General features: G+C 64.2%; 22 protein-coding genes. 12 read left to right on the top strand and 10 right to left on the bottom strand.

Annotation, left to right across the window (positions count from 1 at the left end):
- The first annotated feature begins 254 nt into the window (after positions 1–254).
- Complete coding sequence (locus ABIB73_RS10300) at positions 255–1430, top strand: beta-propeller fold lactonase family protein (protein WP_354223609.1); 1176 nt, start codon at positions 255–257, stop codon at positions 1428–1430.
- A gap of 157 nt (positions 1431–1587) precedes the next feature.
- Here the strand turns inward: ABIB73_RS10300 and ABIB73_RS10295 are convergent, their stop codons facing one another.
- On the bottom strand, positions 1588–2106 hold the full coding sequence (locus ABIB73_RS10295) for a GNAT family N-acetyltransferase (RefSeq protein WP_354223608.1): 519 nt from the start codon (positions 2104–2106) through the stop codon (positions 1588–1590).
- Between the two features lie 16 nt (positions 2107–2122).
- A complete protein-coding gene (locus ABIB73_RS10290) occupies positions 2123–2914 on the bottom strand; it encodes an ABC transporter substrate-binding protein (RefSeq protein ID WP_354223607.1) in 792 nt (263 codons plus the stop codon).
- 232 nt (positions 2915–3146) lie between these two features.
- Between ABIB73_RS10290 and ABIB73_RS10285 the strand changes: the two genes are divergently transcribed.
- The gene (locus ABIB73_RS10285; protein ID WP_354223606.1) at positions 3147–4340 is read left to right on the top strand and encodes an efflux RND transporter periplasmic adaptor subunit; all 1194 of its coding nucleotides are present in this window, start codon (positions 3147–3149) and stop codon (positions 4338–4340) included.
- Between the two features lie 12 nt (positions 4341–4352).
- Positions 4353–7508: an efflux RND transporter permease subunit gene (locus tag ABIB73_RS10280; protein WP_354223604.1), complete on the top strand. Its 3156-nt coding sequence runs from the start codon at positions 4353–4355 to the stop codon at positions 7506–7508.
- A gap of 89 nt (positions 7509–7597) precedes the next feature.
- Here the strand turns inward: ABIB73_RS10280 and ABIB73_RS10275 are convergent, their stop codons facing one another.
- The 3 genes from ABIB73_RS10275 to ABIB73_RS10265 form a co-directional block, all read right to left on the bottom strand.
- A complete protein-coding gene (locus tag ABIB73_RS10275; RefSeq protein WP_354223602.1) occupies positions 7598–9571 on the bottom strand; it encodes a potassium transporter Kup in 1974 nt (657 codons plus the stop codon).
- A 78-nt stretch (positions 9572–9649) separates the two neighbouring features.
- A complete protein-coding gene (locus ABIB73_RS10270) occupies positions 9650–11917 on the bottom strand; it encodes a cation:proton antiporter domain-containing protein (protein WP_354223601.1) in 2268 nt (755 codons plus the stop codon).
- Positions 11918–12330: 413 nt separating this feature from the next.
- Positions 12331–13503: an MFS transporter gene (locus ABIB73_RS10265; RefSeq protein WP_354223599.1), complete on the bottom strand. Its 1173-nt coding sequence runs from the start codon at positions 13501–13503 to the stop codon at positions 12331–12333.
- Between the two features lie 59 nt (positions 13504–13562).
- Here ABIB73_RS10265 and ABIB73_RS10260 point away from each other — a divergent pair, with 59 nt between their 5' ends.
- The 3 genes from ABIB73_RS10260 (at position 13563) to ABIB73_RS10250 (ending at position 17316) form a co-directional block, all read left to right on the top strand.
- Complete coding sequence (locus ABIB73_RS10260; RefSeq protein WP_354223597.1) at positions 13563–14360, top strand: AraC family transcriptional regulator; 798 nt, start codon at positions 13563–13565, stop codon at positions 14358–14360.
- A gap of 96 nt (positions 14361–14456) precedes the next feature.
- Positions 14457–15809, top strand: a complete 1353-nt coding sequence (locus tag ABIB73_RS10255; RefSeq protein ID WP_354223595.1) for a malonyl-CoA decarboxylase — start codon at positions 14457–14459, stop codon at positions 15807–15809.
- Between the two features lie 58 nt (positions 15810–15867).
- A complete protein-coding gene (locus ABIB73_RS10250) occupies positions 15868–17316 on the top strand; it encodes an MmgE/PrpD family protein (protein ID WP_354223593.1) in 1449 nt (482 codons plus the stop codon).
- A gap of 106 nt (positions 17317–17422) precedes the next feature.
- Here the strand turns inward: ABIB73_RS10250 and tarD are convergent, their stop codons facing one another.
- The 5 genes from tarD to ABIB73_RS10225 form a co-directional block, all read right to left on the bottom strand.
- Entirely contained in the window at positions 17423–18592 is a 1170-nt protein-coding gene (gene tarD, locus ABIB73_RS10245; RefSeq protein ID WP_354223591.1) for a D(-)-tartrate dehydratase, read from the bottom strand.
- Between the two features lie 17 nt (positions 18593–18609).
- Positions 18610–18867: a DUF3297 family protein gene (locus ABIB73_RS10240; protein WP_354223590.1), complete on the bottom strand. Its 258-nt coding sequence runs from the start codon at positions 18865–18867 to the stop codon at positions 18610–18612.
- Positions 18864–19340: a glutathione peroxidase gene (locus tag ABIB73_RS10235; RefSeq protein WP_354223588.1), complete on the bottom strand. Its 477-nt coding sequence runs from the start codon at positions 19338–19340 to the stop codon at positions 18864–18866. The genes ABIB73_RS10240 and ABIB73_RS10235 overlap by 4 nt, the downstream gene beginning before the upstream one ends.
- 2 nt (positions 19341–19342) lie before the next feature.
- Complete coding sequence (locus ABIB73_RS10230) at positions 19343–20743, bottom strand: amidase family protein (RefSeq protein WP_354223586.1); 1401 nt, start codon at positions 20741–20743, stop codon at positions 19343–19345.
- Positions 20744–20877: 134 nt separating this feature from the next.
- Positions 20878–21135 (bottom strand): DUF6894 family protein, encoded by a 258-nt coding sequence (locus ABIB73_RS10225; protein ID WP_354223584.1) that lies wholly within the window; start codon positions 21133–21135, stop codon positions 20878–20880.
- A 249-nt stretch (positions 21136–21384) separates the two neighbouring features.
- On the opposite strand from ABIB73_RS10225, the gene pqqA reads away from it, so the two are divergent.
- From pqqA to pip, 6 genes are all read left to right on the top strand, one after another.
- Complete coding sequence (gene pqqA, locus ABIB73_RS10220; protein ID WP_045002119.1) at positions 21385–21465, top strand: pyrroloquinoline quinone precursor peptide PqqA; 81 nt, start codon at positions 21385–21387, stop codon at positions 21463–21465.
- Positions 21466–21584: 119 nt separating this feature from the next.
- Entirely contained in the window at positions 21585–22514 is a 930-nt protein-coding gene (gene pqqB, locus ABIB73_RS10215) for a pyrroloquinoline quinone biosynthesis protein PqqB (protein ID WP_354223583.1), read from the top strand.
- Positions 22511–23290, top strand: a complete 780-nt coding sequence (gene pqqC, locus ABIB73_RS10210; RefSeq protein ID WP_354223581.1) for a pyrroloquinoline-quinone synthase PqqC — start codon at positions 22511–22513, stop codon at positions 23288–23290. The genes pqqB and pqqC overlap by 4 nt, the downstream gene beginning before the upstream one ends.
- 25 nt (positions 23291–23315) lie before the next feature.
- Positions 23316–23627: a pyrroloquinoline quinone biosynthesis peptide chaperone PqqD gene (pqqD, locus tag ABIB73_RS10205; protein WP_354223579.1), complete on the top strand. Its 312-nt coding sequence runs from the start codon at positions 23316–23318 to the stop codon at positions 23625–23627.
- On the top strand, positions 23624–24823 hold the full coding sequence (gene pqqE, locus ABIB73_RS10200) for a pyrroloquinoline quinone biosynthesis protein PqqE (protein ID WP_354223578.1): 1200 nt from the start codon (positions 23624–23626) through the stop codon (positions 24821–24823). Before pqqD ends, pqqE begins: the two co-directional genes overlap by 4 nt.
- Positions 24813–25799 (top strand): prolyl aminopeptidase, encoded by a 987-nt coding sequence (pip, locus tag ABIB73_RS10195; RefSeq protein ID WP_354223576.1) that lies wholly within the window; start codon positions 24813–24815, stop codon positions 25797–25799. Before pqqE ends, pip begins: the two co-directional genes overlap by 11 nt.
- Positions 25800–25831: the final 32 nt, after the last annotated feature.

The raw sequence follows: 25831 nt of genomic DNA, 5'->3' as shown, positions 1-25831 counted from the left end.
GAAGGAGTGACGCCGCAACCCTAGCGATCACATTTGACAGAGCTGTGTCAGTTTGACGCAAGAGACACTCTGCGCAGTTGTTCGGACAGAAATTTTTACAAACGCGCTCTGCCGGGCGGCGGCATCCTCGCCAGGAGACGTCCTATGCATTTATTCCATGCGTAAACGCAAAAAATGATTGCCGCCAAATTGTTGCGTCATGCGCCCGGTTGCCTTTAACTTCGCCAAACAAAAACAAGCCTTACGGGGGAAACATGAGAGCCGCTCTTCGCATGCGCACACGCCGCGCCACATCAGCTCTGGTCGCAACGTCCTTGGCCGGCCTGGCAAATTTCGCCGCTCATGCCGAGATCGTCGTCACCGCCAATGACGGCAAGATGGTGCTGGAGAACGGCAATGCCGTGGTGCGCAAGCAGGCGCTGCCGGACACGGTCAGCGTCATCGATTTCACCGACGGCGCGCTGAAGGTGCTCGCCGAGGTGCCGGCCCCGGCGAGTGTCGTCGGCCCGCCGCCAAGCGTGGCGATTGCACCGGATGGCGCGTTCGCACTTGTCACGGGCGCCATGAAGGTCGATCCGGCTGACGCAACCAAGACCCTGCCCGATGACAAGCTCTCGGTCATCGACCTGAAATCTCCTCCGCCGAAAGTGCTCGCGACGCTTCAGGCCGGCGCAGGCGCGGCCGGCGTGTCGATCAACCGTGCCGCGACGTTGGCGCTGGTTGCCAACCGTAGTGAAGGTACGGTCTCGGTCTTCACCATCAGCGGCAACGCGCTGACGCCGGCGGGCAAGATCCAGCTCGGCGACGCCAAATCCGGCCCGAGCCACGCCGTCTTCTCCCACGACGGCGCGACCGCCCTGGTCACCCGCGACGGAGACAGCCGGATCTCGCTGCTGACGGTCGACGGGAGCAAAGTGGAGTACGCCAAGCGCGACCTCTATTCCGGCGTGCGTCCCTACGACATCGATCTCACCGGCAGTGCCGCAGCAATCGTCGGCAATGTCGGCGCCAGCGGCGGCGACACAGACACGATCAGCCTGATCGACATGACCGCAAAGCCGATCCGCGTCGTCACGACGGTCAGCGTGGGGCAGACGCCCGAAGGCGTGAAGATGTCGCCGGACGGCAATTATGTCGCGGTGACCGTCATGAACGGCTCGAACAAGCCCTCGGCCTCGCCCTTCTTCAATGATTTCGGACTGCTGAAGGTCTACAGGATTTCGGGCACCGAGCTCACGCCGGTGGCGGACGCGAAGATCGGTCATTGGTGCCAGGGCATGGTGTGGTCGAAGGACTCCAAATATCTCCTGACCCAATGCATGGTCGAAAGCGAGCTCATCGCCTTCTCGTTCGACGGCAAGACGCTGAACAGGACCGCTACGCTCAAGATGCAAGTGAGCCCCGCCGGGATTCGCACCGCGGAGCCGTAAGGCCTGCCCTACTCCGTCCGGATCGGCGTGTCCTTCCGGACGTTATTGTCATAGGCCTTGCGCAAGATCCCGCTCGTCGTGGCACGCGGCCTCCTGCCGCCACCGCGGAGTCCGGCACCACATGACGAAATAGCAAGCACGGAGCTAGGAAGGGCTGTCAAAGCGACTTGGCGAAATGGTAGCGACGAACGCCCCCGCCTACGGTCTTGTTGCTGGCGGCATCGGCAATCTCTTCGCGTATGCTTTCGTATCCCGCGTTTCTATATAGCGCCAGCGCGTCCTTCTGAAGCTCCGAGGTACTCAGCTGCAGTCGCAGCCGATTGCGCCGGCGGCATTCATGCTCCGCGAACGCCAGCATCTGTTGCCCAATTCCCGCGCGCCGCAAGCCGGGAGCGACGTACATCCGCCGCAACTCCATCGCGTGCTCGCCTGACGCCTCCAGACCGAACATCCCGACGATCTCGTCGTCATCAACAGCGACCCAGAAGCCGCCGTTCCGGCTTGAATAATAATCGGCGAGCCGATCGATCTCTTCGGCGAGCGAGCGGGCGATGTAGCTTTCAAATGCCTCCACCATGTGCTCTGGCGCCAACAAACGATTCACCTGAATGAACAGCTCGCGCACGGCTGCTGCATCAGGCGCCGAGAAGGCGCGAATTTCAATCTCTCTTGTCATGGAGCCGACGCCGCCGCTACTCCGTCCGGATCGGTGCATCCTTCAGGCCGTTGGCATCGTAGGCCCTGCGCAACGTGCCGTTCGTCACCGCCTCGTTCATAAATTTTGCGACAAAGGTCAGTGCCTGTTGATGGCCGAGCGGCACTGCGACCGCGGTGACGGTCTTCTTGAACGTCTCGTCCAGCACGCGCGCGCCCGGAATCTTCTGCGCCATCTTGTTGAGCTGGTCGCGCGACAGCGCGAAGGCGTCGATCTCGCCGCCCTTCAATAGACCGAATATCTCGTCATAGGTCTGATAGCCCGTGACTTTCGCATTCTTCAGATGCGCAACGGCGCCGCGCATGGTGGTGGTGGCGTTGACGGCCGCGACCTTGATGCCGGGCTGGTCAAGCGTAGCAAAATTGGTGACGTTCGAACCGGCCTTGACGATGTAGGTGGCGTCCGCGACCTCGTAGATCGGGCCGAACATCATCCTGGTCTCGCGCTCGGGATCCTTGGGCAGCCAGGTGACGTCCCAGGTGTTCTTGCCGGCCGCATCGGTGATCTGTCCGGAATTCTGGTGCACGACATATTCGACGGGGACGCCGAGCTGGGCGGCCATCGCCTTGCCGAGATCGACGGGAACGCCGGCATAGCCGGCTTCCGTCTTGGTCGACCAGAACGCGCCGCCCGCCGGGCTGATCGCGATCGCGACCCTCAATTTGCCGGTCGGCGCGATGTCGTCCTTCAGGCCATCGGCTAGCGCGGGCATGGCGACCGCCGCTGCGAGGACGAGGCCGGCGCAGGCCGACCAGAATGGAGTTGGCATGTCATGTTCTCCTCACGTTTCTTCTTGTCTGCTTCTTTCCGCGAGCCTCACGCCCATCGCGCCGCCTTTGACACAATTCTGGTCGATCCTGCGCGCGGTGAAAAGCGAAAACTGTCGAAGGCACGCCGCTGTTTGCAGTGCAAGGGGCGTGACTGCCATGGCTATGGTGTTTCGCGGCCGGACATTTGTTGCTAGCCTGTCGCACCGACAGACAGCAATCGGGAGCCACCGAATGATCTGCGCAAATCTCGCTCGTCCCGCACATCGAAATGGAGCGTGGAGACAGATCGGGCGGACGCTGGCCGCGGTGGCGGCCGTCGCCGTACTCGCCGGCTGCGAGGAAAAGAACGCGTTCGTGGCCCCGCCGCCGCCCAAGGTGGACGTCGCCACGCCGGTGCAGCGCGCGGTGACGCGCTATGTCGAGGCCACCGGCAACACCGCGCCGATCAAGAGCGTCGATCTCGTGGCGCGCGTTCAGGGCTTCCTGCAATCGATCGACTACACGGACGGCACTTTCGTCAAGCAGGGCACCCAGCTGTTCACGATCGAGCCCGAGACCTACAAGCTCAAGCTCGATCAGGCGCAGGCCGCCGAGGCCGGCGCGCAGGCTTCCCTCAAGCAGGCGGAAACCGACTTCAAGCGGCAGGTCGATCTGGTGCAACGGCAGGCGGTCTCGCAAGCAACGCTGGACACCTCGACCGCCAACCGAGACAACGCGCAGGCCACCCTCCAGCAGGCGCAGGCCAACACGCGGATCGCCGAAGTCAATTACGGCTACACCAAGGTGGTGGCACCATTCGACGGCATCGTCAGCGCGCACATGGTCTCGATCGGCGAGCTCGTCGGCGTTTCCTCCCCGACCCAGCTTGCGACCATCGTTGCGATGGACCCGATCTGGGTGAACTTCACCGTCAACGAGCAGGACGTGCTGCGCATTCGCGCCGAGGCGCAGCGCCGCGGACTGACCGCCGCCGACCTCAAGCAGTTTCCGATCGAGATTGGCTTGCAGACCGAGACCGGCTATCCGCATGAGGGCAAGCTCGACTACGTCGCGCCGACGCTCAACCAGTCGACCGGTACGCTCGCGGTGCGCGGCCTGGTGCCCAATGACACGCGGGTGCTGCTGCCCGGCTATTTCGTCCGCGTCCGTGTGCCGTTCACTCAGGAGAAGGATGCACTGCTCGTCCCCGACACCGCGCTCGGCAGCGACCAGGGCGGCCGCTATCTCCTGGTGGTCAACGGCGACAACACGGTCGAACAGCGCAAGGTGCAGATCGGCCCCGTCGACAACGGCCTACGCGTGATCGAAGGCGGCCTGAAGCCGGACGACCGCGTCGTCACCGCAGGGCTGTTGCGGGTGATCCCGGGCCAGAAGGTCGATCCGCAAGTCACGAAGATCGGCCAGCCACAGGCGTCTGCCAAGTAGGAGCCACCGGCCATGATCTCAAAATTCTTCATCGAGCGGCCTGTTCTCTCGAACGTCATCGCGCTCCTGATGATCCTGATCGGTGGCGTGGCGCTGTTCAATCTCGCGATCGCGCAATATCCGGACGTGGTGCCGCCGACGGTGCAGGTCACCACGCGCTATCCCGGCGCCAGCGCCAAGACCGTGATCGACACGGTTGCCTTGCCGATCGAGCAACAGGTCAACGGCGTCGAGGACATGCTCTACATGCAGTCCTACAGCGGCTCCGACGGCACCTATACGCTGACCGTGACCTTCAAGATCGGCACCGACCTCAACTTCGCTCAGGTGCTGGTGCAGAACCGCGTCTCCAGCGCGCTGTCGCAATTGCCGGCGTCCGTACAGAACCAGGGCGTCACCGTGCAGAAGCAGTCGACCTCGATCCTTCTGTTCGTGACGCTGACCTCGCCGGACTCCACATTCGACAGTCTGTACTTAAGCAACTACGCCACTATCAACCTCCGCGACGAGCTGTCCCGCCAGCCCGGCGTCGGCAATGTCACGGTGTTCGGCGCCGGTCAGTATTCGATGCGGGTCTGGCTCGATCCGAACAAGCTCCAGGTGCGCGGACTGGTGCCGCAGGATGTCATCCAGGCGATCCAGCAGCAGAGCCAGCAGGTCTCGGCCGGCCAGGTCGGCGCGCCGCCGACGCCGCCGGGTCAGGCGTTCCAGTACACGCTCAACGTCAACGGCCGGCTCGACGACACCAGCCAGTTCGAGAACATCATCGTCAAGACCGGCACCAGCGGCGACGTCACGCGCCTGCGCGACGTCGGTTGGGTCGAGCTCGGCGCGCAGACTTACAGCCAGATCTTCTCGCTCAACAGGCAGCCCTCCACCGGCATCGCCATATTCCAATCGCCCGGCGCCAACGCGCTCCAGGTCGAGCAGGCCGTCGAGAAAAAGATGGCGGAGCTGGCAAAGACCTTCCCTCAGGGCATGAAATACGACACGCCGTTCGACACCACGAAGTTCGTGCAGGCCGCGGTGCATGAGGTCTACATGACGCTGATCGAGGCCGGCCTGCTCGTGCTGGTCGTGATCCTGGTGTTCCTGCAAGACTGGCGCGCAATGCTGGTGCCGGCGACCACGGTGCCGGTGACCATTATCGGCGCGTTCGCCGCAATGGCGGCGCTCGGCTTCACCATCAACATGTCGACGCTGTTTGCGATCGTGCTCGCGATCGGCATCGTCGTCGACGACGCGATCGTCGTGGTGGAAGGCGCCGCGCACAACATCGAGCAGGGCATGAACGGCCACGACGCCGCGATCAAGGCGATGGACCAGCTGTTCGCGCCGATCGTCGGCATCACGCTGGTGCTGATCTCGGTGTTTTTGCCGGCATCGTTCCTCGCCGGCCTCACGGGGCGCATCTATTCGCAGTTCGCGCTGGTGATCGCCGCGACCGCGCTGCTCAGCGCCATCAACGCCGCGACGCTGAAGCCGACACAATGCGCGCTCTGGCTGCGGCCGGCGGTGCCGCCGGAGCAGCGCAACTTCTTCTACCGCGGCTTCAACGCCGTCTATAACCGGGTCGAACGGGGCTACATCCGGCTGATCGGCTTCCTGGTCAGGCACGCCACGGTTTCGGTCGCGTTTGCACTGGTCCTGATCGGGATCGGCGGCTACGGCCTGTCCCGGGTGCCGACCGGCTTCCTTCCGATCGAGGACCAGGGCTATCTGATCGCCGCCGTGCAACTGCCCGACGGCGCCTCGCTCGAGCGAACCCAGAAGGTGCTCGACAGGGCGAGCGAGCTCATCAAGGAGACGCCGGGCGTCCAGCAGGTCATCACGGTTGCCGGCATCTCGGCGCTCGACAACAGCGCGAGCCTCGCCAATGCCGGCGTCGCCTTCATCATCCTGAAGGATTGGGAGGCACGCGGCAAAGGCGAGGATCTGCGATCGCTGGTGTACGGGCTGAACGATAAGGTCGCGACCATCATGGAGGCGCGCACGCTGGTGCTGCCGCCGCCGGCGATCCAGGGCATCGGCAACACGGCCGGCTTCTCCATGCAGGTCGAGCTGCGCGACGGCAACAGCGATTTCGCGAAGCTCCAGGCGATCACCGGGGCGATGGTCAGCAACGCGCAGAGCCAGAGCGCGCTGCAACGCGTGTCGTCCTCGTTCCGCTCGTCGGTGCCGCAATTCAACGTCGAGATCGACCGCGTCAAGACCCAGACGCTGCAGGTGACGACGGACGCGGTGTTCTCGGCGCTGTCGACCTATCTCGGCTCGTCCTATGTCAACCAGTTCAACAAGTTCGGCCGCGTCTTCCAGGTCTACACGCAGGCCGATCCGTCGTTCCGCGTCACCGAGCGCGACATCGCCAACATGATGGTGCGCAACCAGAATGGCGACATGATCCCGATCGGCACCATCGCCAAGATCACGCCGGTCACCGGTCCCTCGCTGATCAGCCTCTACAATCTCTATCCCTCGTCGACCATAGTCGGCCTGCCGGCGCAAGGCTACTCGTCCGGCCAGTCGCTGAAGCTGATGGAGGAGGTCGCTGACAAGACGCTGCCGCCCGGCGCGGGCTTCGAATGGACCGCGATGTCCTACCAGGAGAAGGCGGTCTCGAACCAGATCTACTGGGTGTTCGGGCTCGCCATGCTGCTGGTCTATCTCGTGCTCGCCGGCCAGTACGAGAGCTGGTATGCGCCGATCTCGGTGATCCTCGCGGTGCCGCTGTCGCTGATCGGGCCGATGCTGGTCCTCAACGCGCTGAAGATCGACAACAACCTGTATTGCCAGATCGGCCTGATCCTGCTGATCGCGCTATCGGCCAAGAACGCCATCCTGATCGTCGAGGTCGGGCTCGAGCTTCACGGTCGCGACGGCAAGCCGGTGCTGGAATCCGCGATCGAGGCGGCGCGCGCCCGCTTCCGCCCGATCCTGATGACGTCGTTCGCGTTCATCCTCGGCATGGTGCCGCTGGTGATCGCGACCGGCGCCGGCGCCAGCGCCCGCAAGTCGATCGGCATCACGGTGTTCTCGGGGATGCTGGCCTCGACCTGCCTCGCGGTGCTGTTCGTGCCGGCCTTCTTCGTGGTGGTGCAGCGCTTCGAGAATTGGCTCGAATCCCGCAAGAAGCCCGCCGCAAAGCCCGCGACGCAGACGGAAGCCTGACACCTAAAGCGCGATGTCATCGCGCTTTAGGCTTTTTTGTTGAGCATGATCTTCTCGGAAAACCGCTGCACACTTTTCCGGATCATGCTCTAGACATCGACGCGGAAGCCGACCTCGATCACCGCGTCGTGGGGAATCTTGAAGAAATCAGGCGCACGGCTGGCGATCCGGTTCAGGAACGAGAAGATGCCGAACGAGACCGGATCGATCGCCGATCCGGTCTCGCGGCGGACGATGGTCTCGTGCGCAAGATAGTAGTTCTTGTGCTCGAGATCGGCGTCGAAGCCGAGCTTGTTGCAATTGTCGAGCGTCAAGGGAATGTCCGGCGTCTGCATGAAGCCGAGCCGGACCTGGATGCGGTAGAAGCCGCGGCCGAGGCGATGCACTGAGTGGCGCTCGCCGAACGGCACGCGCGGACGGCGATCCGAAACGTAGGTGAGCAGCACCACGGTCTCGTGCAGCACGCGGTTGTGCTCGATATGGCGCAGCAGCATCGGCGAGACGCCGTGCTCGACTTTTGTGAGCCACACGCCCATGCCCGGCGCGCGGCCGATCACGGCCGTGTCGGCGTAACCGAGAAACTCCTTCAGCGGCATCGACATGCCATCGAGGCGCTGGCGCACAGTGGATGAGCCCCTGCGCCAGGACAGCATCAGCGCGGCGATGATCGTGCCGACCACCAGCGGAAACCAGCCGCCCTCGACGATCTTGAGCGAGTTCGACACCAGGAACGTGGCATCGATCGCGCCGAATACAAGGATTACCGGCAGCGCCAGCCGGCGGGACCATTTCCAGCGCGACCGCGCGACGTGGTAGAGCAGGATAGTGGTGATCAGCATGGTGCCGGACACGGCGATGCCGTAGGCGGCGGCGAGGTTTTCCGACGAGCGGAACATGATCACCGTGAGCAGCGTGCCGGTCATCAGGAGCCAGTTGGCGGCGGGCACGTAGATCTGGCCGGCCTCGTCATAGGACGTCGGCGTGATCCGCGCCCGCGGCACGAGCCCCATCTGCATCGCCTGCCGCGTCAGCGAGAACACGCCGGAGATCAGCGCCTGCGAGGCGATGACGGTGGCGAACGTCGCCAGGATCACCATCGGGATGAGCGCCCAGACTGGTGCGAGCTTGTAGAAGGGATTGTCGGCGGCGGTGGGATCGGACAGCACCAGCGCGCCCTGCCCGAAATAGTTCAGCATCAAGGCCGGCAGCACCAGCGCGAACCAGGCTCGCCGGATCGCGGTCGCGCCGACATGGCCCATGTCGGCATAGAGCGCCTCGCCGCCGGTGAGCGCGAGGAAGACGGCGCCGATCACCACGAAGGAGATTTTTGGATCGGCGACGAGGAAGTTCGCGGCTTCCAGCGGATTGACCGCCAGCAGGATCGCCGGCGCTTTCCACACGTTGACTGCACCGAGCACGGCGATCACGGCGAACCAGACCACCATGACGGGTCCGAACAGCTTTCCGATGCTGCCGGTGCCGTGGCGCTGGATCGCGAACAGGCCGATCAGCACGGCCAGCGTCGCGGGCAGGATAAAATGCTCGAAAGCGGGCGCGACCAGCTTCAGGCCTTCCATCGCCGAGAGCACGGAGATGGCCGGCGTGATGACGCCGTCGCCATAGAGCAGCGAAGCGCCGATGACGCCGAGCAGCACGAGGATGGGAAGCCGCGCGCCGTTCGCGACCTTGTCGGCGGCGACGAGCGACAACAGCGCCAGAATGCCGCCCTCCCCGTCATTATCGGCCCGCAGGATGAACACGACGTATTTCAGCGCCACCATGGCGATCAGCGCCCAAAGAATAAGCGAGACGATGCTGGTCACCTCGGCTGCCGCCGGCAAGGGATGGCCGAGGCCGGAGAGCGCCACCTGGAAGGCGTAGAGCGGGCTGGTGCCGATGTCGCCGAACACGACGCCGAGCGCGGTCAGTGCCAGAAACCAGGGGCTGCCGAGGTGATGGACGAATTTTGGGTGCTCGGTCGTCGCTCCAAGCGGATCGTAGACAACGCCGGTGGCGGCGCGATCGATCAGGCTCCGGACCGGGAGATCGGACGGCATATCCATGGGAGCCTCGGTGAGAGGGCAGATACCCACGGGAATAAATGCAAGCGGCGTGCCGCGTCGCCGACACGCTTCTCGGTCCTAGGTCGTCTGAGACGGCGCCCGGTGCGCCTCGCCGCTCGACACCAGCAGCACCGAGACCTTCGACTGCCTCAGGACGGCGTCGGCGACGCCGCCGAAGGAGAGGTGATCGGCCTGGATGCGGTCGACGCCCATGACTACGAGATCAACGTCGGTGGTGTCGATCTCGCGCAGGATTGCCGCCTCGGGCGCCCGGTTCACGCGCAAGGTCGTGGTGATGTCGACCTCATAGCGGGCGGCGAGATCGCTGGTATCCTTCAGGATGCCCTCCTCCTGGCTCAGGCCACGTGACGCGCCACGCTGCGCGCCCTTGTCCCGCGTGGTCGCCACGTAGATCACGCGGAGCGAGCCTGATCCGGACTGCGCCAGCGCAACCGCGACTTCGGCGCCGCGCTTGGAGACGCCGCTGCCGGAGACCGGCACGAGGATGTTGAGCGCCTCGGGCATCGGCTGCTTCAGATGCTTGCCCTTGGCTGCCGCTATCGCAAGCGGCCCATCGAACTGGGCGGCGATGTCTTCGATTTTCCTGTTGAAGCGATCCTTGGTCGCAGCGATCTTGTCGACGCCGACGACAAGAAGATCAAAGCCCTTCTTTGCTTCATCTCCGATGGCCTCGCCGAGCCCGGACTTGCGGACCCGCGTCGTGACATCGACGCTACCGGCATCGCCATCGCCACTGGCGGAGACTGTTTCGGCCGCCTTCTTCACCACGGCCTCGTGGCTTTCTTCCTCGCCGCGGCACTTCTCCTGCTCCTTCACACGTTTTCCGATATGCAGCACCGTGATCGGCAGGCCGCGAATGCCCGCGATCAAGCCTGCGATGTGAGCGGCAAAGGTGGCGTTGACGCTCTCGTCCACCGCCAGCAAGGGCCTTTCGAGATTGGCGACGAAACCGCGCTTCTCGAACTCCTCGCGCTCCAGCCGCTCCTTCTCCTCCTTGTTCATCGGCAGCTTCGCCAGCGCCGCGCGCAGCATCGGCGGCATCGCCATCGTGGTCACGATCGCCATGGTCACGATCATCGTGAAAAGGTTCTGGCTGAGCACGCCGATCGAGAGGCCAATGGTCGCGATGATCACCTCGGTCGAGCCGCGCGCATTCATGCCGCTCGCGAGCGCAAGCGACTCGCGGTAGTTCAGACCGCCGATAGTGCCGCCGACGAAGGCCCCGCCGAATTTGCCGACGCTGGCGATCACGACGAGCAGGCCGGTGAGCATCAGCAGATTGGGATCGCGGAGCACCGACAGATTGGCGCTCAGGCCTGCGAGACCGAAGAATACCGGCATGAAGAAGCTCGAGATCAGCCCGCGCAGGCGCTCGTCGATTTGCCGTGTCAGGATCGGCGATTCACCAACCAGGATTCCGGCCACGAAGGCGCCTAGCACTGTGTGGACACCGATCAGATGCGTAATCAGCGCCATCGCACCCATCAGCAGCAGGATCACGGTGATGACAGGCCCCGTGCTGACGAGATTGTCGTTGGCCCAGCGGATGAGCTGGAACACCAGCCGTCGGCCGATGGTGAAGCTGACGGCGAGGAAGGCGAGCGTGCCGAGCACGGCTTTCGCCACCGAGGCGACATCCAGCGTGCCCTGCGAAGCCAGGCTGAAGATGACCGCGATGATGATCCAGCCGATGGTGTCGTCAATGACAGCGGTCGCGACGATGATCTGGCCGACATTGCGGCGCATGAAGTTCATCTCGCGCACGACCACGGCTACGATCTTGACCGAAGAGATCGACAGCGCCGTGCCCATGAACAGCGACGCCACCAGGCGCTGTTCAGGGTTTGGCAATAGCGCATCCGGCAAAAATTCGCCGAGCGCGAAGCCGCAGGCGAAGGGGACGGCAATGCCGGCGATCGAGATCGCAATCGCCGCCTTGCCGACCTTCCTGACCAGCTTGAGGTCGGTCTCCATGCCGGTCAGCAGCAAGAGCAGCAGGATGCCGAACTGGGCGATGCCGTCGATCATCGCCTTCTGTTCGGGCGTCTTCGGGAAGATCGCCTGCTGCGCGTCCGGCCAGATCCAGCCGAACAGCGACGGCCCCAGCAGGATGCCGGCGAGCAATTCGCCGATCACCGAGGGCTGGCCGATCCGCTGCATGATCTCGCCGAGGCTGCGGCCGACAGCGATCAGCAGCACGATCTGCGCCACCAGGAGGAATTCGGAGGGACCGGCCGATTTGCCGCCCTCGGCGCTGGCCGCAATGGTCGTGAGGACGAGCGCCGCGGGGACAAGGCCGGCTGGTCGGAGCAGGCTCCATTGCATACAGGCGTCTTTCCCCCTTCGGCTGGCCGGCGAGGTGCCGGCGGCGACAGAGGTAGAACCCGAAGGAGGTAGAGGGAGTTCCCTGGCTCCGCGGCGGGGCCAAGGGTGCGCTCCAACAAAAAAGTCGAAAACAACCCCATGCACAGTAGAACGACGCTGATGGCGTTGAGGTTTTTCAGCCGCTCGCGGGCGTTTGACTCGTCGGGCAAAACACCAGCACAATTGCATCATGGCGCTCGTGCGTGTTCCCCTCCACAGGGCCATCGCACATGGCGTGAGAGTTTGGGACGCTGAAGCTTCCACGGCGTCATGGCCGGGCTTGTCCCGGCCATCCACGCCTTGCCCGCAGTACGAAGAACGTGGATGCCCGGGACAAGCCCGGGCATGACGACCTGTTGCGGACGTTCATCCCCTCACGCCGGCTGTGGCGTCCTGATCTCGCGCGGCAGGATGATCGCGGCTGCGATCGCGAGCAGGCAGAGGGCGGCGAAGGCGTGCAGCATGGTGACGAAGCCGCCCTGCTCGTAGAGCCAGGCGACCAGGCCGACCGACGCGCCCGCCGCGGTGAAGCCGACGAAATAGCGCACCGCATAGGCGCGCGAGCGCCATTCTTCGCTGGTGTATTTGCCGACCATGGCGTCGTTGACCGTGACCTGCCCGAACGCGCCCATCACGATGCCGATCGAGACCAGGATCAGCGGCAGGTTGGAGAGGCTGGCCGCCAGATACAAAAACGGCGCCAGCATGAAAGACAGCGGCAGCGCCACCGTCTTCAGCGAATAGCGGTCGAGCAACCGGCCGATCGTGTACTGCGTCATCGCGCCGAACACGTAGACGCAGGCCGCGATGACGCCAAGCAGCGCCGGGCTCCTGGTGAGATCGGCAAGCCTTTCCGCGAACAGCTTTGGCAGCGCGACGGTGACGGCGTTGAACGTGGTGGAGATTGCGATGACCACGATCAGCAGCGACAGGATCACGCGCCACATGTCCTGCTTGGCAACGCGCGCTTGCGCCGCCGCTTGCTTCGAGCCTTTGCGGTCCTCATGCACGACCATCATCGCAAACGCGATGCCGATCAGGATGGTGACGACGCCGGGAACGATGAAAGCAAAGCGCCAGCCGAAATACTGGCCGATCACGCCGGTGACCAGTGCGGACGAAGCCACGCCGAGATTGCCCCAGACACCGTTCAGCCCCATCTCGCGGCCGAGCTTGTCGGCATAGGACACGATCATCGCGGTGCCGACGGGGTGGTAGATCGAGGCAAAGATGCCGATCGCGAACAGCGCCGCGCCGAGCTGCGGCGGCGTCTGCACGAAGCCGACCGAGATCATGGCAAGCCCAATGCCGATGAAGAAGATCAGCATCATGTGGCGGCGGCTCCAGCGGTCCCCGAGCCAGCCGGTGAGCAGGGAGCCGGCGCCAAAGGCGATGAAGCCCGGCGTCGCATAAGGCAGCAGTTCGGAATAGGTCATGCCGAGCGCCGGCCCCATGATGATCACCGCGGCGGCAAAAATCAGCATCGCATAATGGTCGATGAAGTGGCCTGCGTTGACGAAACTGATGACCCGGCTGGGGCTGTTCATACGAATCCTCTCCTGCTCCGAAATGGGTTATATGTCGAGCGGATTACGGGATGCTGCCAATGACTGTCGTCGAAACGCCAATCCGCGAGGTTTTGGGAAACCACCGCTCGACCGCGGGCGTGCATCTGGTCGCGCGCGACTACCCCAAGGGCCTGCGGCTCGACCCGCACATGCACCGCGAGGCGCAGCTGGTCTACGCCGCAAAGGGCACCATGCAGGTGACCACGCCCGAGGGGCGCTGGCTGGTGCCGCCGGACCGCGCGGTCTGGGTGCCGGCCCACCTCGAGCACGCCATCGACGTGCTCGCCGACATCGAGATGCGCACGCTCTATTTCGACCTGCCCTGGCTGAAGCGCGAGCAGCGCTATGAGGGCCTGACCAAGGAATTCGTGGTGCGGGTGTCGCCGCTACTGCACCAGGCGATCATCGCGCTCTTTGATTCTCGCAATACGTCTGAGCGCACCGAGCTGCTGGTGCGCCTGGTGATGCTGGAATTGCACCAGGCCGAGGATCCCGCGACCTTCGTGCCGCTGCCGCATGAGCCGCGCTGCCGGCGCGCCGCGATGATCGTGCTCGACGATCCCACAGGGTTGCACGACATCGACACGCTGGCGCGTGAGGTCGGAACCTCCGCGCGCACGCTGTCGCGGCTGTTCTCGACCGAGACACAACTGAGCTTCAAGAGCTGGTGCCAGCGCGCAAGGGTTGCGGCGGCGATCGAACGGCTGTCCACGGATGCCAATGTGTCGGTCAAGCAGCTCGCCGCCCAGCTCGGCTATGCCAGCGTGCCCGCCTTCTCGGCGGCGTTCCGCCAGGTGACGGGACGGACGCCGACGGAGTTTGCAAAAAAAGCATGACGCGCATGCCAAATTCTTCCGCTTGATTGTGATCGGCTTCCGCCTAAATCCCGTGTAAGCTGCCGCATCGCACAAACCCGGATTCGAAAAGCCCAGATGGCCAACGCCTTCTTCTCCGACCTGCTCGCCACCATCTCCGAGCGCGGCCGCACGCTGCTGCGCCGCGGCGATTCCGCGGACATTAAACAGGACGCAGATGGGCTGATCGAGCTCTGCGGCGCGTTGCTGTCCGGCCGGGGCGAAGCCTCCGGTACAGCCATGGCGCGCGAGGTGCTCGATCTCTACCAGGACCTGGATGCGGCAGGGCGTCGCGCCTTCTTCGACGGACTGGTGCGCGATTTCGGCCCGGACCGGGAACGTCTGGCAAAAGCGATCGAGAAATGGCGCGCCCAGCCCAGCGACGAGGACGCAAGCTCCCTTCACTTCGCCTCGGAGCCGCGGCGGCAGGAACTGATCCGCCGCCTCAACCGTGCGCCCGGCGGCACCGGCGATCTCGTCAACATGCGGGCCGATCTGCTCGGCATGATGAACGGACACACCGATCTCGCCGCGCTCGATCGCGACGTCTCGCATCTCCTCTCTTCGTGGTTCAACAGGGGGTTTCTCGTGCTGCGCAGGATCGACTGGTCGACCCCGGCCAACATCCTCGAAAAGATCATCCGTTACGAAGCCGTACACGAGATCAGCGACTGGGACGATCTGCGCCGCCGCATCGATCCGGCCGATCGCCGCTGCTACGCCTTCTTCCACCCGGCAATGGTCGACGAACCCCTGATCTTCGTCGAGGTGGCGCTGACCGAGACGATCCCGGGCGCGATTCAACCCCTGCTCGCGGTCGATCGTCAGTCCGTGCCGATCGAGCGCGCGCGCACCGCCGTGTTCTATTCGATCTCCAACACCCAGCGTGGCCTCGGCGGCATCTCGTTCGGCAGCTTCCTGATCAAGCAGGTGGTCGAGGAGCTGCGCCGGGAAACGCCGAAACTCGACACCTTCGTGACGCTGTCGCCGGTGCCGGGCTTCATGCAGTGGATGAAGCAGGACAAGGATCTGCCGCTATCGGACGAGGACCGCGAGGTGCTCAAGCATCTCGACGAGCCGAAATGGTTTGAGAATGCGGAGACCGCCGCGCAACTGCGCAGCCTGATCGAGCCGCTTGCCGCGCACTACTTCCTGAAGGCGCGCACGCCGAAGGGCAAGATGATCGATTCCGTGGCCCGCTTCCATCTCGGCAACGGCTCCCGGCTCGAACGCATCAACTGGCTCGGCGACCTCTCGCCGAAGGGCGTGCGGGAGTCGGCCGGCGTGATGGTCAACTATCTCTACCGCCTCGACGACATCGAGAAGAACCACGAGGCCTATGCCAATGACGGCGAGGTCGTGGCCTCGAGCGCGGTGAAGAAGCTGTTGAAGGGCGAAGGACGGCGGCTACTGGATATGCGGCTGTCGTAGCGGCCTGATACTTCATCGGATTGCTGCACCCAAGATCCTGCACCAAAGACGGGACATCATGAAGCGACGCGATTTTCTCGGCCTGTCCGTAGCAGCAACGGCAGGGCTCGCCGTTCCGTCCGCACGCAGTTTTGCCGAAGGCTCTGGATCGGCGCCGGAAATGACGGCGCTGTGCGACTATATGAGCGCGGCGAAGACCCGCGCGCTCCCGGCGGAAGTGGTCGAACACGCCAAGCACCACATTCTCGATACGCTGGCGTCGATGATCTCCGGATCGGAGCTGCCGCCCGGCCAAGCCGCGCAGCGCTACATCCGCGCCAATGCCGCGCAGGGCACATCAACCGTCGCCGGCACGGCACTCACGGCATCGCCGGTCGAGGCTGCGCTCGCCAACGGCGTCATGGCGCATGCCGACGAGACCGACGATTCGCACAGCCCGTCGCGGTCGCATCCCGGCAGCTCGGTCGTTCCGGCGGCGCTTGCGCTCGGCGAAAACCTCGGAATCGACGGCTCCCATTTCCTGCGGGCGGTGACGCTCGGCTACGATGTCGGCACGCGCGTGGTGATGGCGATGGGCGGGGCCGATTTCAGCTATGAGAGCGTGCTGAGCACGCACAGCATTTCCGGCACGTTCTGTGCGTCCGCCGCGGCGGCCTGCGTCGCCGGCTTCGATGCGCGCCGGATGCGGTGGGTGCTCGATTACGCCGCGCAGCAGTCGTCCGGATTCATCGTGTGGCGGCGCGATGTCGACCATATCGAGAAAGGTTTTGTGTTCGCCGGCATGCCGGCCCGCAACGGCGTGACCTCGGCGCTGCTGGTGCGCTCGGACTGGAACGGCGTCGATGACGTGTTCTCGGGCCCGGATAATTACTTCCTGGCCTATGCGCCGAAGGCAGCGACCGGGAAACTGGTGGAGAAGCTCGGCGAGCGTTACGAGATCGCGGTGACCGACATCAAGAAATGGACGGTGGGCTCACCGATCCAGGGACCGCTCGACGCGATCTATGCGATCCGCAGCAAGCAGGCGTTCGAGGCCGATCAGGTCAAGCGCGTGACGGTGCGCCTTGCGCCGTCGGTCGCCGAAGTCGTTGACAACCGCGACATCCCCGACATCTGCCTCCAGCACATGGTCGCCGTGATGTTGCTCGACAAGACGGCGTCGTTCCATGCCGCGCACGACAAGCCGCGCATGCAGGATGCGGCAGTGCTGAAGGAACGCGCCAAGGTGAATTTGGTGCGTGACGAGGAGCTGGCAAAGCTGTTGCCAGTGCGCGTCGCCATCGTCGAGATCGAGCTCGCCGACGGCCGCCGCCTCTCCGAACGCGTCACCGCCGTGCGCGGCACGCCGCGCAACCCGATGACGCGGGAAGAGGTCATCGACAAGGCGCGTGATCTGATCGCGCCGGTGGTTGGAGGCGAGAAAGCGGAGCAGTTGATCAAGTCGGTGTATGGGATTGAAGCCGTGACGGACGTCCGCACGCTGCGACCGTTGCTGCAACGCGCCTGAAACAGGTGCATTGCTTGATGTACGGCTGTCGTAGCTCACTCAATCGTCGTCCCGGCGAAGGCCGGGACGACCCTGAGTATTTTGGCGCGACCTTCGCGTCCAAACCCTACTCCGCCAGCGCCTTCATCTCCTTGTAGAGATCCGACTTGCCTTCAAATCCGATGCCGGGGAGGTCCGGCATGGTGATGTGGCCATTCTCGACGCGGACGCCGTCGGGGAAGCCGCCATAGGGCTGGAACAGGTCGGGATAGCTCTCATTGCCGCCGAGGCCGAGGCCGGCTGCGATGTTGAGGGACATCTGATGGCCGCCGTGCGGGATGCAGCGGCTCGGCGACCAGCCATAGGTCTTCAACACGTCCAGCGTGCGCTGGTATTCGCAGAGGCCGTAGGACAGCGCGCAGTCGAATTGCAGCCAGTCGCGGTCCGGGCGCATGCCGCCATAGCGGATCAGATTGCGGGCGTCCTGGTGGCTGAACAGGTTTTCGCCGGTCGCCATCGGGCCCGGATAGAATTCGGCAAGTGCGGCCTGGAGCGCGTAGTTGAGGGGATCGCCGACCTCCTCGTACCAGAACAGCGGATAGTCCCGCAGCATCTTGGCATAGGCGATGCCGGTCTCGAGATCGAAACGGCCGTTGGCGTCGACAGCGAGCTGCGCGTCCTTGCCGATCTCCTTGAGCACCGCCTCGATGCGGGTGCGGTCGTCCTCGATTCCCGCGCCGCCGATCTTCATCTTCACGACGTTGTAGCCACGGTCGAGATAGCCGCGCATCTCGCCGCGCAGCGCCGAGAGATCCTTGCCGGGATAGTAGTAGCCGCCGGCGGCGTAGACGAACACGCGCGGATTGGCGGTGAGGCCGTGCCGTTCGGCGAGCAGACGAAACAGCGGTTGGCCCGCGATCTTCGCCACCGCATCCCACACCGCCATGTCGATGGTGCCGACCGCGACCGAGCGCTCGCCATGGCCGCCCGGCTTCTCGTTGGTCATCATCGCGCCCCAGACCTTGTCGGGGTCGAGATTGTCACCGGCTGTGTTCAGCAGCGACTTCGGATCGGCTTCGAGGATGCGCGAGGCAAAGCGCTCGCGGATCAAACCGCCCTGGCCGTAGCGGCCGTTGGAGTTGAAGCCGTAGCCAACGACGCGCTTGCCGTCGCGCACCACATCGGTGACGACGGCAACCAGGCTCGTCGTCATCTTGGTGAAGTCGATATAGGCGTTGCGGATCGGCGAGGAGATCGGTTTTGTGATTTCGCGGACGTCGACGATGCGGACGGACATGGGCGCTTCAGCCTTCTCTATTTCTTATCCCTGAAGTACGGCTCGACCGGGCCATGCACCTTGAGCGTCAGCGGATTGCCATGACGATCCTTGGCGTTCCCTGCGGTGACGCGGACCCAGCCCTCGCTGATGCAGTACTCCTCGACATTGGTCTTCTCGACGCCCTTGAAGCGGATGCCGACGTCGCGCGACAGGATGTCCGCGTTGTAATAGGGGCTGTTCGGATCGACCGACAGGCGGTCGGGAAATTCGTCGCTCATCATTGTCTCGCTCATAACAGGGTCTCGATTTGCTGCCGCAATCCCTCCGGCCGCGCGGTCGGCGCGTAGCGCGCGATCACTCGGCCTGCGCGGTCCACCAGGAACTTGGTAAAATTCCATTTGATGGAGGCGCCCAGCAGTCCGGATTGCTGGCGTTTCAGGTACTCATACAAGGGGTGCGCCTTGGCGCCATTGACGTCGATCTTCGCGAACAGCGGGAAGGTGACGTCGTAATTGGTCGAGCAGAACGCCTGGATCTCGTTCGCCTGCCCCGGCTCCTGCGCGCCGAACTGGTTGCAGGGAAAACCCAGCACCGAGAAGCCGCGCGGCGACAGATCGCGATAGAGATCCTCGAGGCCGCGATATTGCGGCGTGAAGCCGCATTTGCTCGCGGTGTTGACGATCAGCAGCACCTGGCCCTCGAAGCGGCGCAGGGCGACCTCGTCGCCGGTAAGCGAGTTGGCCTTGAATTCGTAGATCGCCGACATCGCTAACCCACTGGATCGATCGGCGACGGCGGCACGCCGCCCGCCTCGATCGCTTCGCCTGCAAGGAGACAAAGGTCCTCGCGATAGCGGCCGGAGACGATATGGACGCCGACCGGAGCCTTGCCGACGAGACCGGTCGAGACCACGAGGCCCGGCAGGCCCATGAACGGAATGGCGATCTGCGGCAGCTGCGCTTCCCAGACCCGCTTGAAGGACGCCTCGTCCTTGCGATCGAGATGATCCGGGAACGGCAATTCGCCGGACACCGGCGTCAGCACCACCGCATATTGCTCGAAGAACAGCATCCAGTCGCGGGTCAGCGTGGCGCGTCGGGTCAGCGCCTTGGCATAATTTGCCTGGTCGAACGGCGTGACCTTGGCGCGGCTGCCGCGCAGACACGCCAGCGCGCCGGGATCGCCCTCGCGCTCGGCCATCTCGAGCTGGGCCTCATAGCCGTCGCCAAGCCAGAGCTTGACCTGCCACTCGACCGCCTCGCGCATCGGCGGGGTGTTTTCGATCAATTCGACGGTCCAGCCGGCGCGCTCCAGCCGCTTGCCGGCGTCGGTCACCGCCGCCTTCACCTCGGGCGTGGTCGCAAGCCCATCCGGGTTGAGGCAGATCGCGGCGCGCTTCGGCCGGGCCGGGCCTTCCAGCGGCACCGGCACCCACCAGGGATCGCGCACGTCGCGCGCCGACATGGCGGCAAGCGAAATCCGCAAATCGTTGACCGTTCGGGCCAAGGGTCCCGACACCGCCATGATCTGCGGCCCGATCGGGCGCTCCGGCAGCGCCGCGTTGAAGGCGGGGATGCGGCCAAGCGTCGGGCGCAGGCCGTGCACGCCGCAGGCATAAGCCGGATAGCGGATCGAACCGGCGATGTCGGTGCCGTGAGCGATGTGGCCGATACCGGCCGCGACAGCCGAGCCGGCGCCGCCGGACGAGCCACCCGGGGTCAGCGAGGCATCGCGGGGATTCCTGGTGTCGCCATGGACCAGATTGGTGGTGAACCAGCGATAGGAGAAGGCCGGGCAATTGGTGCGACCGAGCAGAACGGCGCCGGCTTTGCGGAAATTGGCGACCACCGGATTGTCCTCGCGCGCGATCAGGTCGCGCTGGAGTTTCAGACCGTTGGTGGTCGCAAAGCCTTCCTGGTCGACATTGGCCTTGATGGTGACGGGCACGCCGGCCAGGACGCCCGGATCCTCACCCCTCGCGATAGCGGCATCGACGGCGTCGGCCTGCTTGAGCACATCCTCCGGCCGATGGTCGATGACCGCATTGAGCTTGGGATTGACCGCATCAAGCCGCGCCAGACCGGCCGTTGCAGCCTCCCTGGCGGACACCTTTTTGGCTTTGACGAGGGTGGCGAGGTCGGCGGCCGACAGGCGCCAGAGGTCTTGCATGGCTTGCTCCGTGTAACCGGCGTCTTTTAGCGCCGGGAACGCGGCAAAGCCATGCGGATTTCGCTTGGTTCGATCAAGCCGCGGGCTCCTAATCTCTCCCGCTTGCGGGAGAGGGAGCGCACTTTCGGCCGCGGCTAGTGCCGGGTCGCGGATTGGTCCGGGATATCCAGCAGGGCCTCGGTGAAGGGAAATTCCAGCACGATCTCGCCTTCGACGTCGGTGACCTCGATCACCGCCTCCATGAGCGCCGGCTGGGTCCCCTCGGACTTCAGGACCTCCAGGATCATCTGGCGGGCGACCTCCCAGGCGCGATCGGGATTGCGCAGGTCCTCGCCGTCAGGGTCCACGATCAATTCATCGCCGATACGGGTGTTGAAGAAGTATTTGGGCATCACCGAGATCCAGTTGGGTCGCCTGTACCGGATTGAAAGTCGCACTGCACTCACAACTGCTTTATCAGGACAGGGGTCGCGACCGAATGCGCCGGGCGCAAGGCTGCGTCTCCAGAAGTGATGTTCCACCATCATTTTTCGCGGCGCAACATGGCCCTCCTCCCCAAGATTTAACTGGCGAACTTTTGTGCTCGCATTACTTTAACCCATGGGCGTAGACGTCCCAGTTCGCGAAAATGGAGAGCCAAAATGGCCTGGAAAACCCCGAAGATCGTCGAAGTGCCCTGTGGCATGGAAATCAACATGTATGTGAGCGCCACCCGCAAGTAAGCGGTTTGGTGAGTTCGCGTTCAGCGCAGGTGGTTCTTTCGGTCACGATACGTTTCCGGAATACAGGATTTGTGTCGGCGTAAGATCCACCTCGCGACGTTCCCTCCAGGAGACGGATCATGCTTCGCGTCGTCGTCCTGGGCGCTGCAGCCGGCGGCGGAGTGCCGCAATGGAATTGCGGCTGCGAGGGCTGCCGGGCGGCCCGCACGAATGGCCATGAGCTCGAGAGGACGCAAGCCTCGGTTGCCTTCAGCGGCGATGGCGAGCATTGGTTCCTCATCAACGCGTCCCCCGATCTCCGCCAGCAATTGAACGTCACGCCGCAGTTGCATCCCAAGGCGGGCGCGCTGCGCCACACCCCGATCGCAGGCGTGATCCTGACCAATGGCGAGGTTGATGCTGTGGCGGGCTTGCTCTCGATGCGCGAAGGCTCGCCGTTCACGGTCTACGCGCATGAGAAGGTGCTGGCGATCCTGAAGGCCAATAGCATCTTCAACGTGCTGAACGAGAAGAACGTGCGGCGGCAGCCGATCGCCATCAGCGAGCCGTTCGAGCCGCGGTTGCCGGATGGTGCGCGCTCAGGCATCGAGGTGCTGCCCTTTGCCGTGCCGGGCAAATCGGCCTGGTATCTGGAAGGCAAGGCGCACCCCGGCGGCGAGACCGGAGACGGCGATACGCTGGGGCTGAAGATCACCGACAAATCGACCGGCAAGTGCTTCTACTTCATCGCCGCCTGCGCCGAGGTGACCGATGCGCTCAAGGCCGAGATCGACGGCGCCGCACTGGTGTTCTTCGACGGCACGGTGTGGCGGGACGACGAGATGATCAGGTGCGGGCTCGGCCACAAGACCGGCAAGAGCATGGGCCATGTCGCGATGTCCGGCGACGACGGCGCGATGGCGCGGCTCGCCGATCTCAAGATCGACAGGAAGATGTTCCTGCATATCAACAACTCGAATCCGGCGCTGCTGCCCGGCTCAATCGAGCGCAAGGCCGCTGAACAAGCGGGCTGGCAGATACCCGCCGACGGAACGGAGATCGTGCTGTGAATGCCGCGTCACTGACAGGAATGACTGCGCTCTCGATCGGCAAGGACATCAGGCTCAACTCGGCCGAGGAGCTGGAGGCCACGCTGCGCCATATCGGTGCGACGCGCTATCACAGCCTGCATCCGTTCCATAAGCTCCTGCACGGCGGCAAGCTCAATAAGGGCCAGGTGCAGGCCTGGGCGCTGAACCGCTACTATTACCAGAGCACGATCCCGATCAAGGACGCGGTGGTGATCTCGCGTTTCCGCGACCGCACCACGCGGCTGGAATGGCGCCACCGCATCGAGGACCATGACGGCGACGTCGGCTCTGAAGGCGGCATCGAGCGCTGGCTCAAGCTGACCGAGGGCCTCGGGCTCGACACGGCCTACGTGGAATCGACCGAAGGCATCTTGCCGGCGACGCGCTTCGCGGTGGAGGCCTATGTCCACTACTGCCGCGAAAAGAGCCCGCTGGAGGCGATCGCCTCCTCGCTCACCGAATTGTTTGCGCCGAACCTGCACGAAGAACGCATCTCCGGCATGCTGGAGCACTATGACTTCGTCAATCCTGATATCATGAGCTACTTCAAGCGGCGCCTGGCGCAGGCCCCGCGCGATGCCGGCTTCGCGCTCGACTATGTCAAGGTACACGCCACGACACCGGATCAACGCGCGTCCGTCTGCAATGCGCTGATCTTCAAGACCAACGTACTGTGGGTGCAGCTCGATGCGCTCTACCACGCCTATGTCGAGGGCAACATTCCGCCGGGCGCATTCGTGCCCAAAGAAAACTAAAAAAGGCGAGCTGAAGAGGACAGAGATGGCCGGGCCGCGCAACATCAGCGTCAACGAGGCGAGCCGCCCCGTGCTGCCGCGGCATGCCAAGCTGAAATACGACAAGACGCGAAAAGTCTGGGTGATCCTGGCGCCGGAACGCGTACTGGCGCCGGACGAGATCGCGGTCGAGGTCTTGCAGCTCTGCGATGGCGAGCGCAGCGTCGGCGACGTTTCCGATCAGCTGGCGGCGAAATACGCCGCGCCGCGTGAGGCGATCCTGACCGACGTCATTGCCATGCTCCAGGATCTCGCCGACAAGGGCTTCCTCACTGAGGCCCGGGAGAAGACATCATGAGCGATGTGCTCGGCAATCCCCCAATCCCGCCTGATGCCAGCGACAGCCTCGCGGTGCTGGAAAAGCAGCGCTCGACGGCGGAGATGTTTGGCATTCCCCTCGCCGTGCTGCTCGAGATCACCCATCGCTGCCCGCTGCAATGCCCCTATTGCTCCAACCCGGTCGAGCTCGACCGTTCGGGCAAGGAGCTGACCACCGAAGAATGGAAGAAGGTTTTGACCGAGCTCGCCGAGATCGGCGTGCTCCAGGTGCATTTCTCCGGCGGCGAGCCGACGGCGCGGAAGGATCTGGTCGAACTGGTCAAGCACGCCAGCGACGTCGGCCTCTACACCAATTTGATCACCTCGGCCGTGCTGCTGACGCGCGAGCGACTGAGTGAGCTCGCTGATGCTGGCCTCTGCCATGTGCAGATCAGTTTCCAGGGCGTTGAAGAAGGCCTGGCCGATCGCGTCGCCGGCTACAAGAACGGGCACCGCAAGAAGCTCGAGGTCGCGAAATGGACTCGCGAGCTCGACCTGCCGCTCACGGTGAATGCGGTGATGCATCGGCAGAACCTGCATCAGCTCCCCGACATCATCCAGATGTCGGTTGATCTCGATGCCGACCGGCTCGAGGTCGCCAATGTGCAGTATTACGGTTGGGCGCTGAAGAATCGCGCGGCGCTGATGCCGACGGTGGCGCAGCTTGACGAATGTACCCGCCTCGTCGAGGAAGCGCGCGAGCGGCTCAAGGGCACGCTCGCGATCGACTACGTGGTGCCGGACTATTACGCGCTGCGGCCGAAGAAGTGCATGGGCGGCTGGGGCCGTCAGTTCTTCAACATCTCGCCGGCCGGCAAGGTGCTGCCCTGCCATGCCGCCGAGAGCATCACCGGACTCGACTTCGAATCCGTGCGCTCCAACCATTCGATCGCCTGGATCTGGCAGAACTCCAACGCCTTCAACCGCTATCGCGGCACCGGCTGGATGAAGGAGCCGTGCAAGTCCTGCGAATTCCGCGAGATCGATTTCGGGGGCTGCCGCTGCCAGGCCTTTGCGCTGACCGGCGATGCCGCCAACACCGATCCGGCCTGCGCGCTGTCGCCGCTGCACGAGACCATCTTCAAGCAGGCCGAGCGCGAGGCCGAGGGCGAGACCAACCGCTTCCTCTACCGCAATTTCGCCGGCGGCACTTTGGAATCCGAGAATGGTGCCTGACGCGGACGCGGCTGCATCGGCCAAACGCGCCGATCCCTTTGCGCCACTGACCTCCGAAATGCTCGATGTCGGCGACGGCCACGAGCTCTATGTCGAGAGCGTGGGCCGCACCGAGGGCATTCCGGCGGTCTACCTGCATGGCGGCCCCGGCAGCGGCTGCCAGCCCGACCATCGCCGGCTGTTCGATCCGGACCGCTTCTGTGCCGTGCTGTTCGACCAGCGCGGCTGCGGCCGCAGCCGGCCGAAGGGATCGTGCGAGCACAACACGACGGCGCATCTGATCGCGGACATGGAGAAGATCCGGGAGAAATTCGGCTTTGAACGCTGGATGGTGGTCGGCGGCTCCTGGGGCGCGACGCTGGCGCTGGCCTATGCGCAAGCCCATCCCGAGCGCGTCTCCGGCATCGCGCTACGCGCAACCTTTTTGGGGACACGGGCCGAGGTCGAGATCGCCTTCACCGCGCGCCTGTCGCAATTCTATCCCGAGCTGTATGAGGATTTTCTGAGCGTGCTGCCGTCGGAGGAGCGCGATCAGCCGGTGGACGCCTATTGGCGCCGCATCCTCGATGCCGATCCTGCCGTGCATGGACCGGCATCGCGAGCCTGGCACGACACCGAGCGCGCATTGTCGGAGCATAAGGCGGCAAAGACACGGCTGGACCTCGCCTCGCTGAACGTCTGGCGCACGCTGCCTGCGACGCCGTTCATGGAAGCGCATTATTTCGTCCACGACAGCTTCATGACCGAGAACCAGTTGTTGCGGGACGCAGGAAGGCTGGCCGGCGTTCCCGGCATCATCGTCCAGGGCCGCTACGATCTGTTGTGCCCGCCTGAGACATCCGAGCGGCTAGCGAAAGTTTGGCCGGGTTCCGAGATTCGCATCGTGGAAGAAGCCGGACATTCGCTCTATGATGCCGGTGTCAGGGACGCGGTCATGAGGTCGATCGCCGATCTTGCTTCGAAGGCCGCGCGATAGCAGTCTATCCCCTCATCCTGAGGAGCGCGCGC

Source organism: Bradyrhizobium sp. F1.4.3 (assembly GCF_040548375.1).
GTDB lineage: Bacteria > Pseudomonadota > Alphaproteobacteria > Rhizobiales > Xanthobacteraceae > Bradyrhizobium.
Note: the sequence above shows the minus strand (reverse complement) of the source record. Positions and strands in the feature narration are given on the sequence as shown.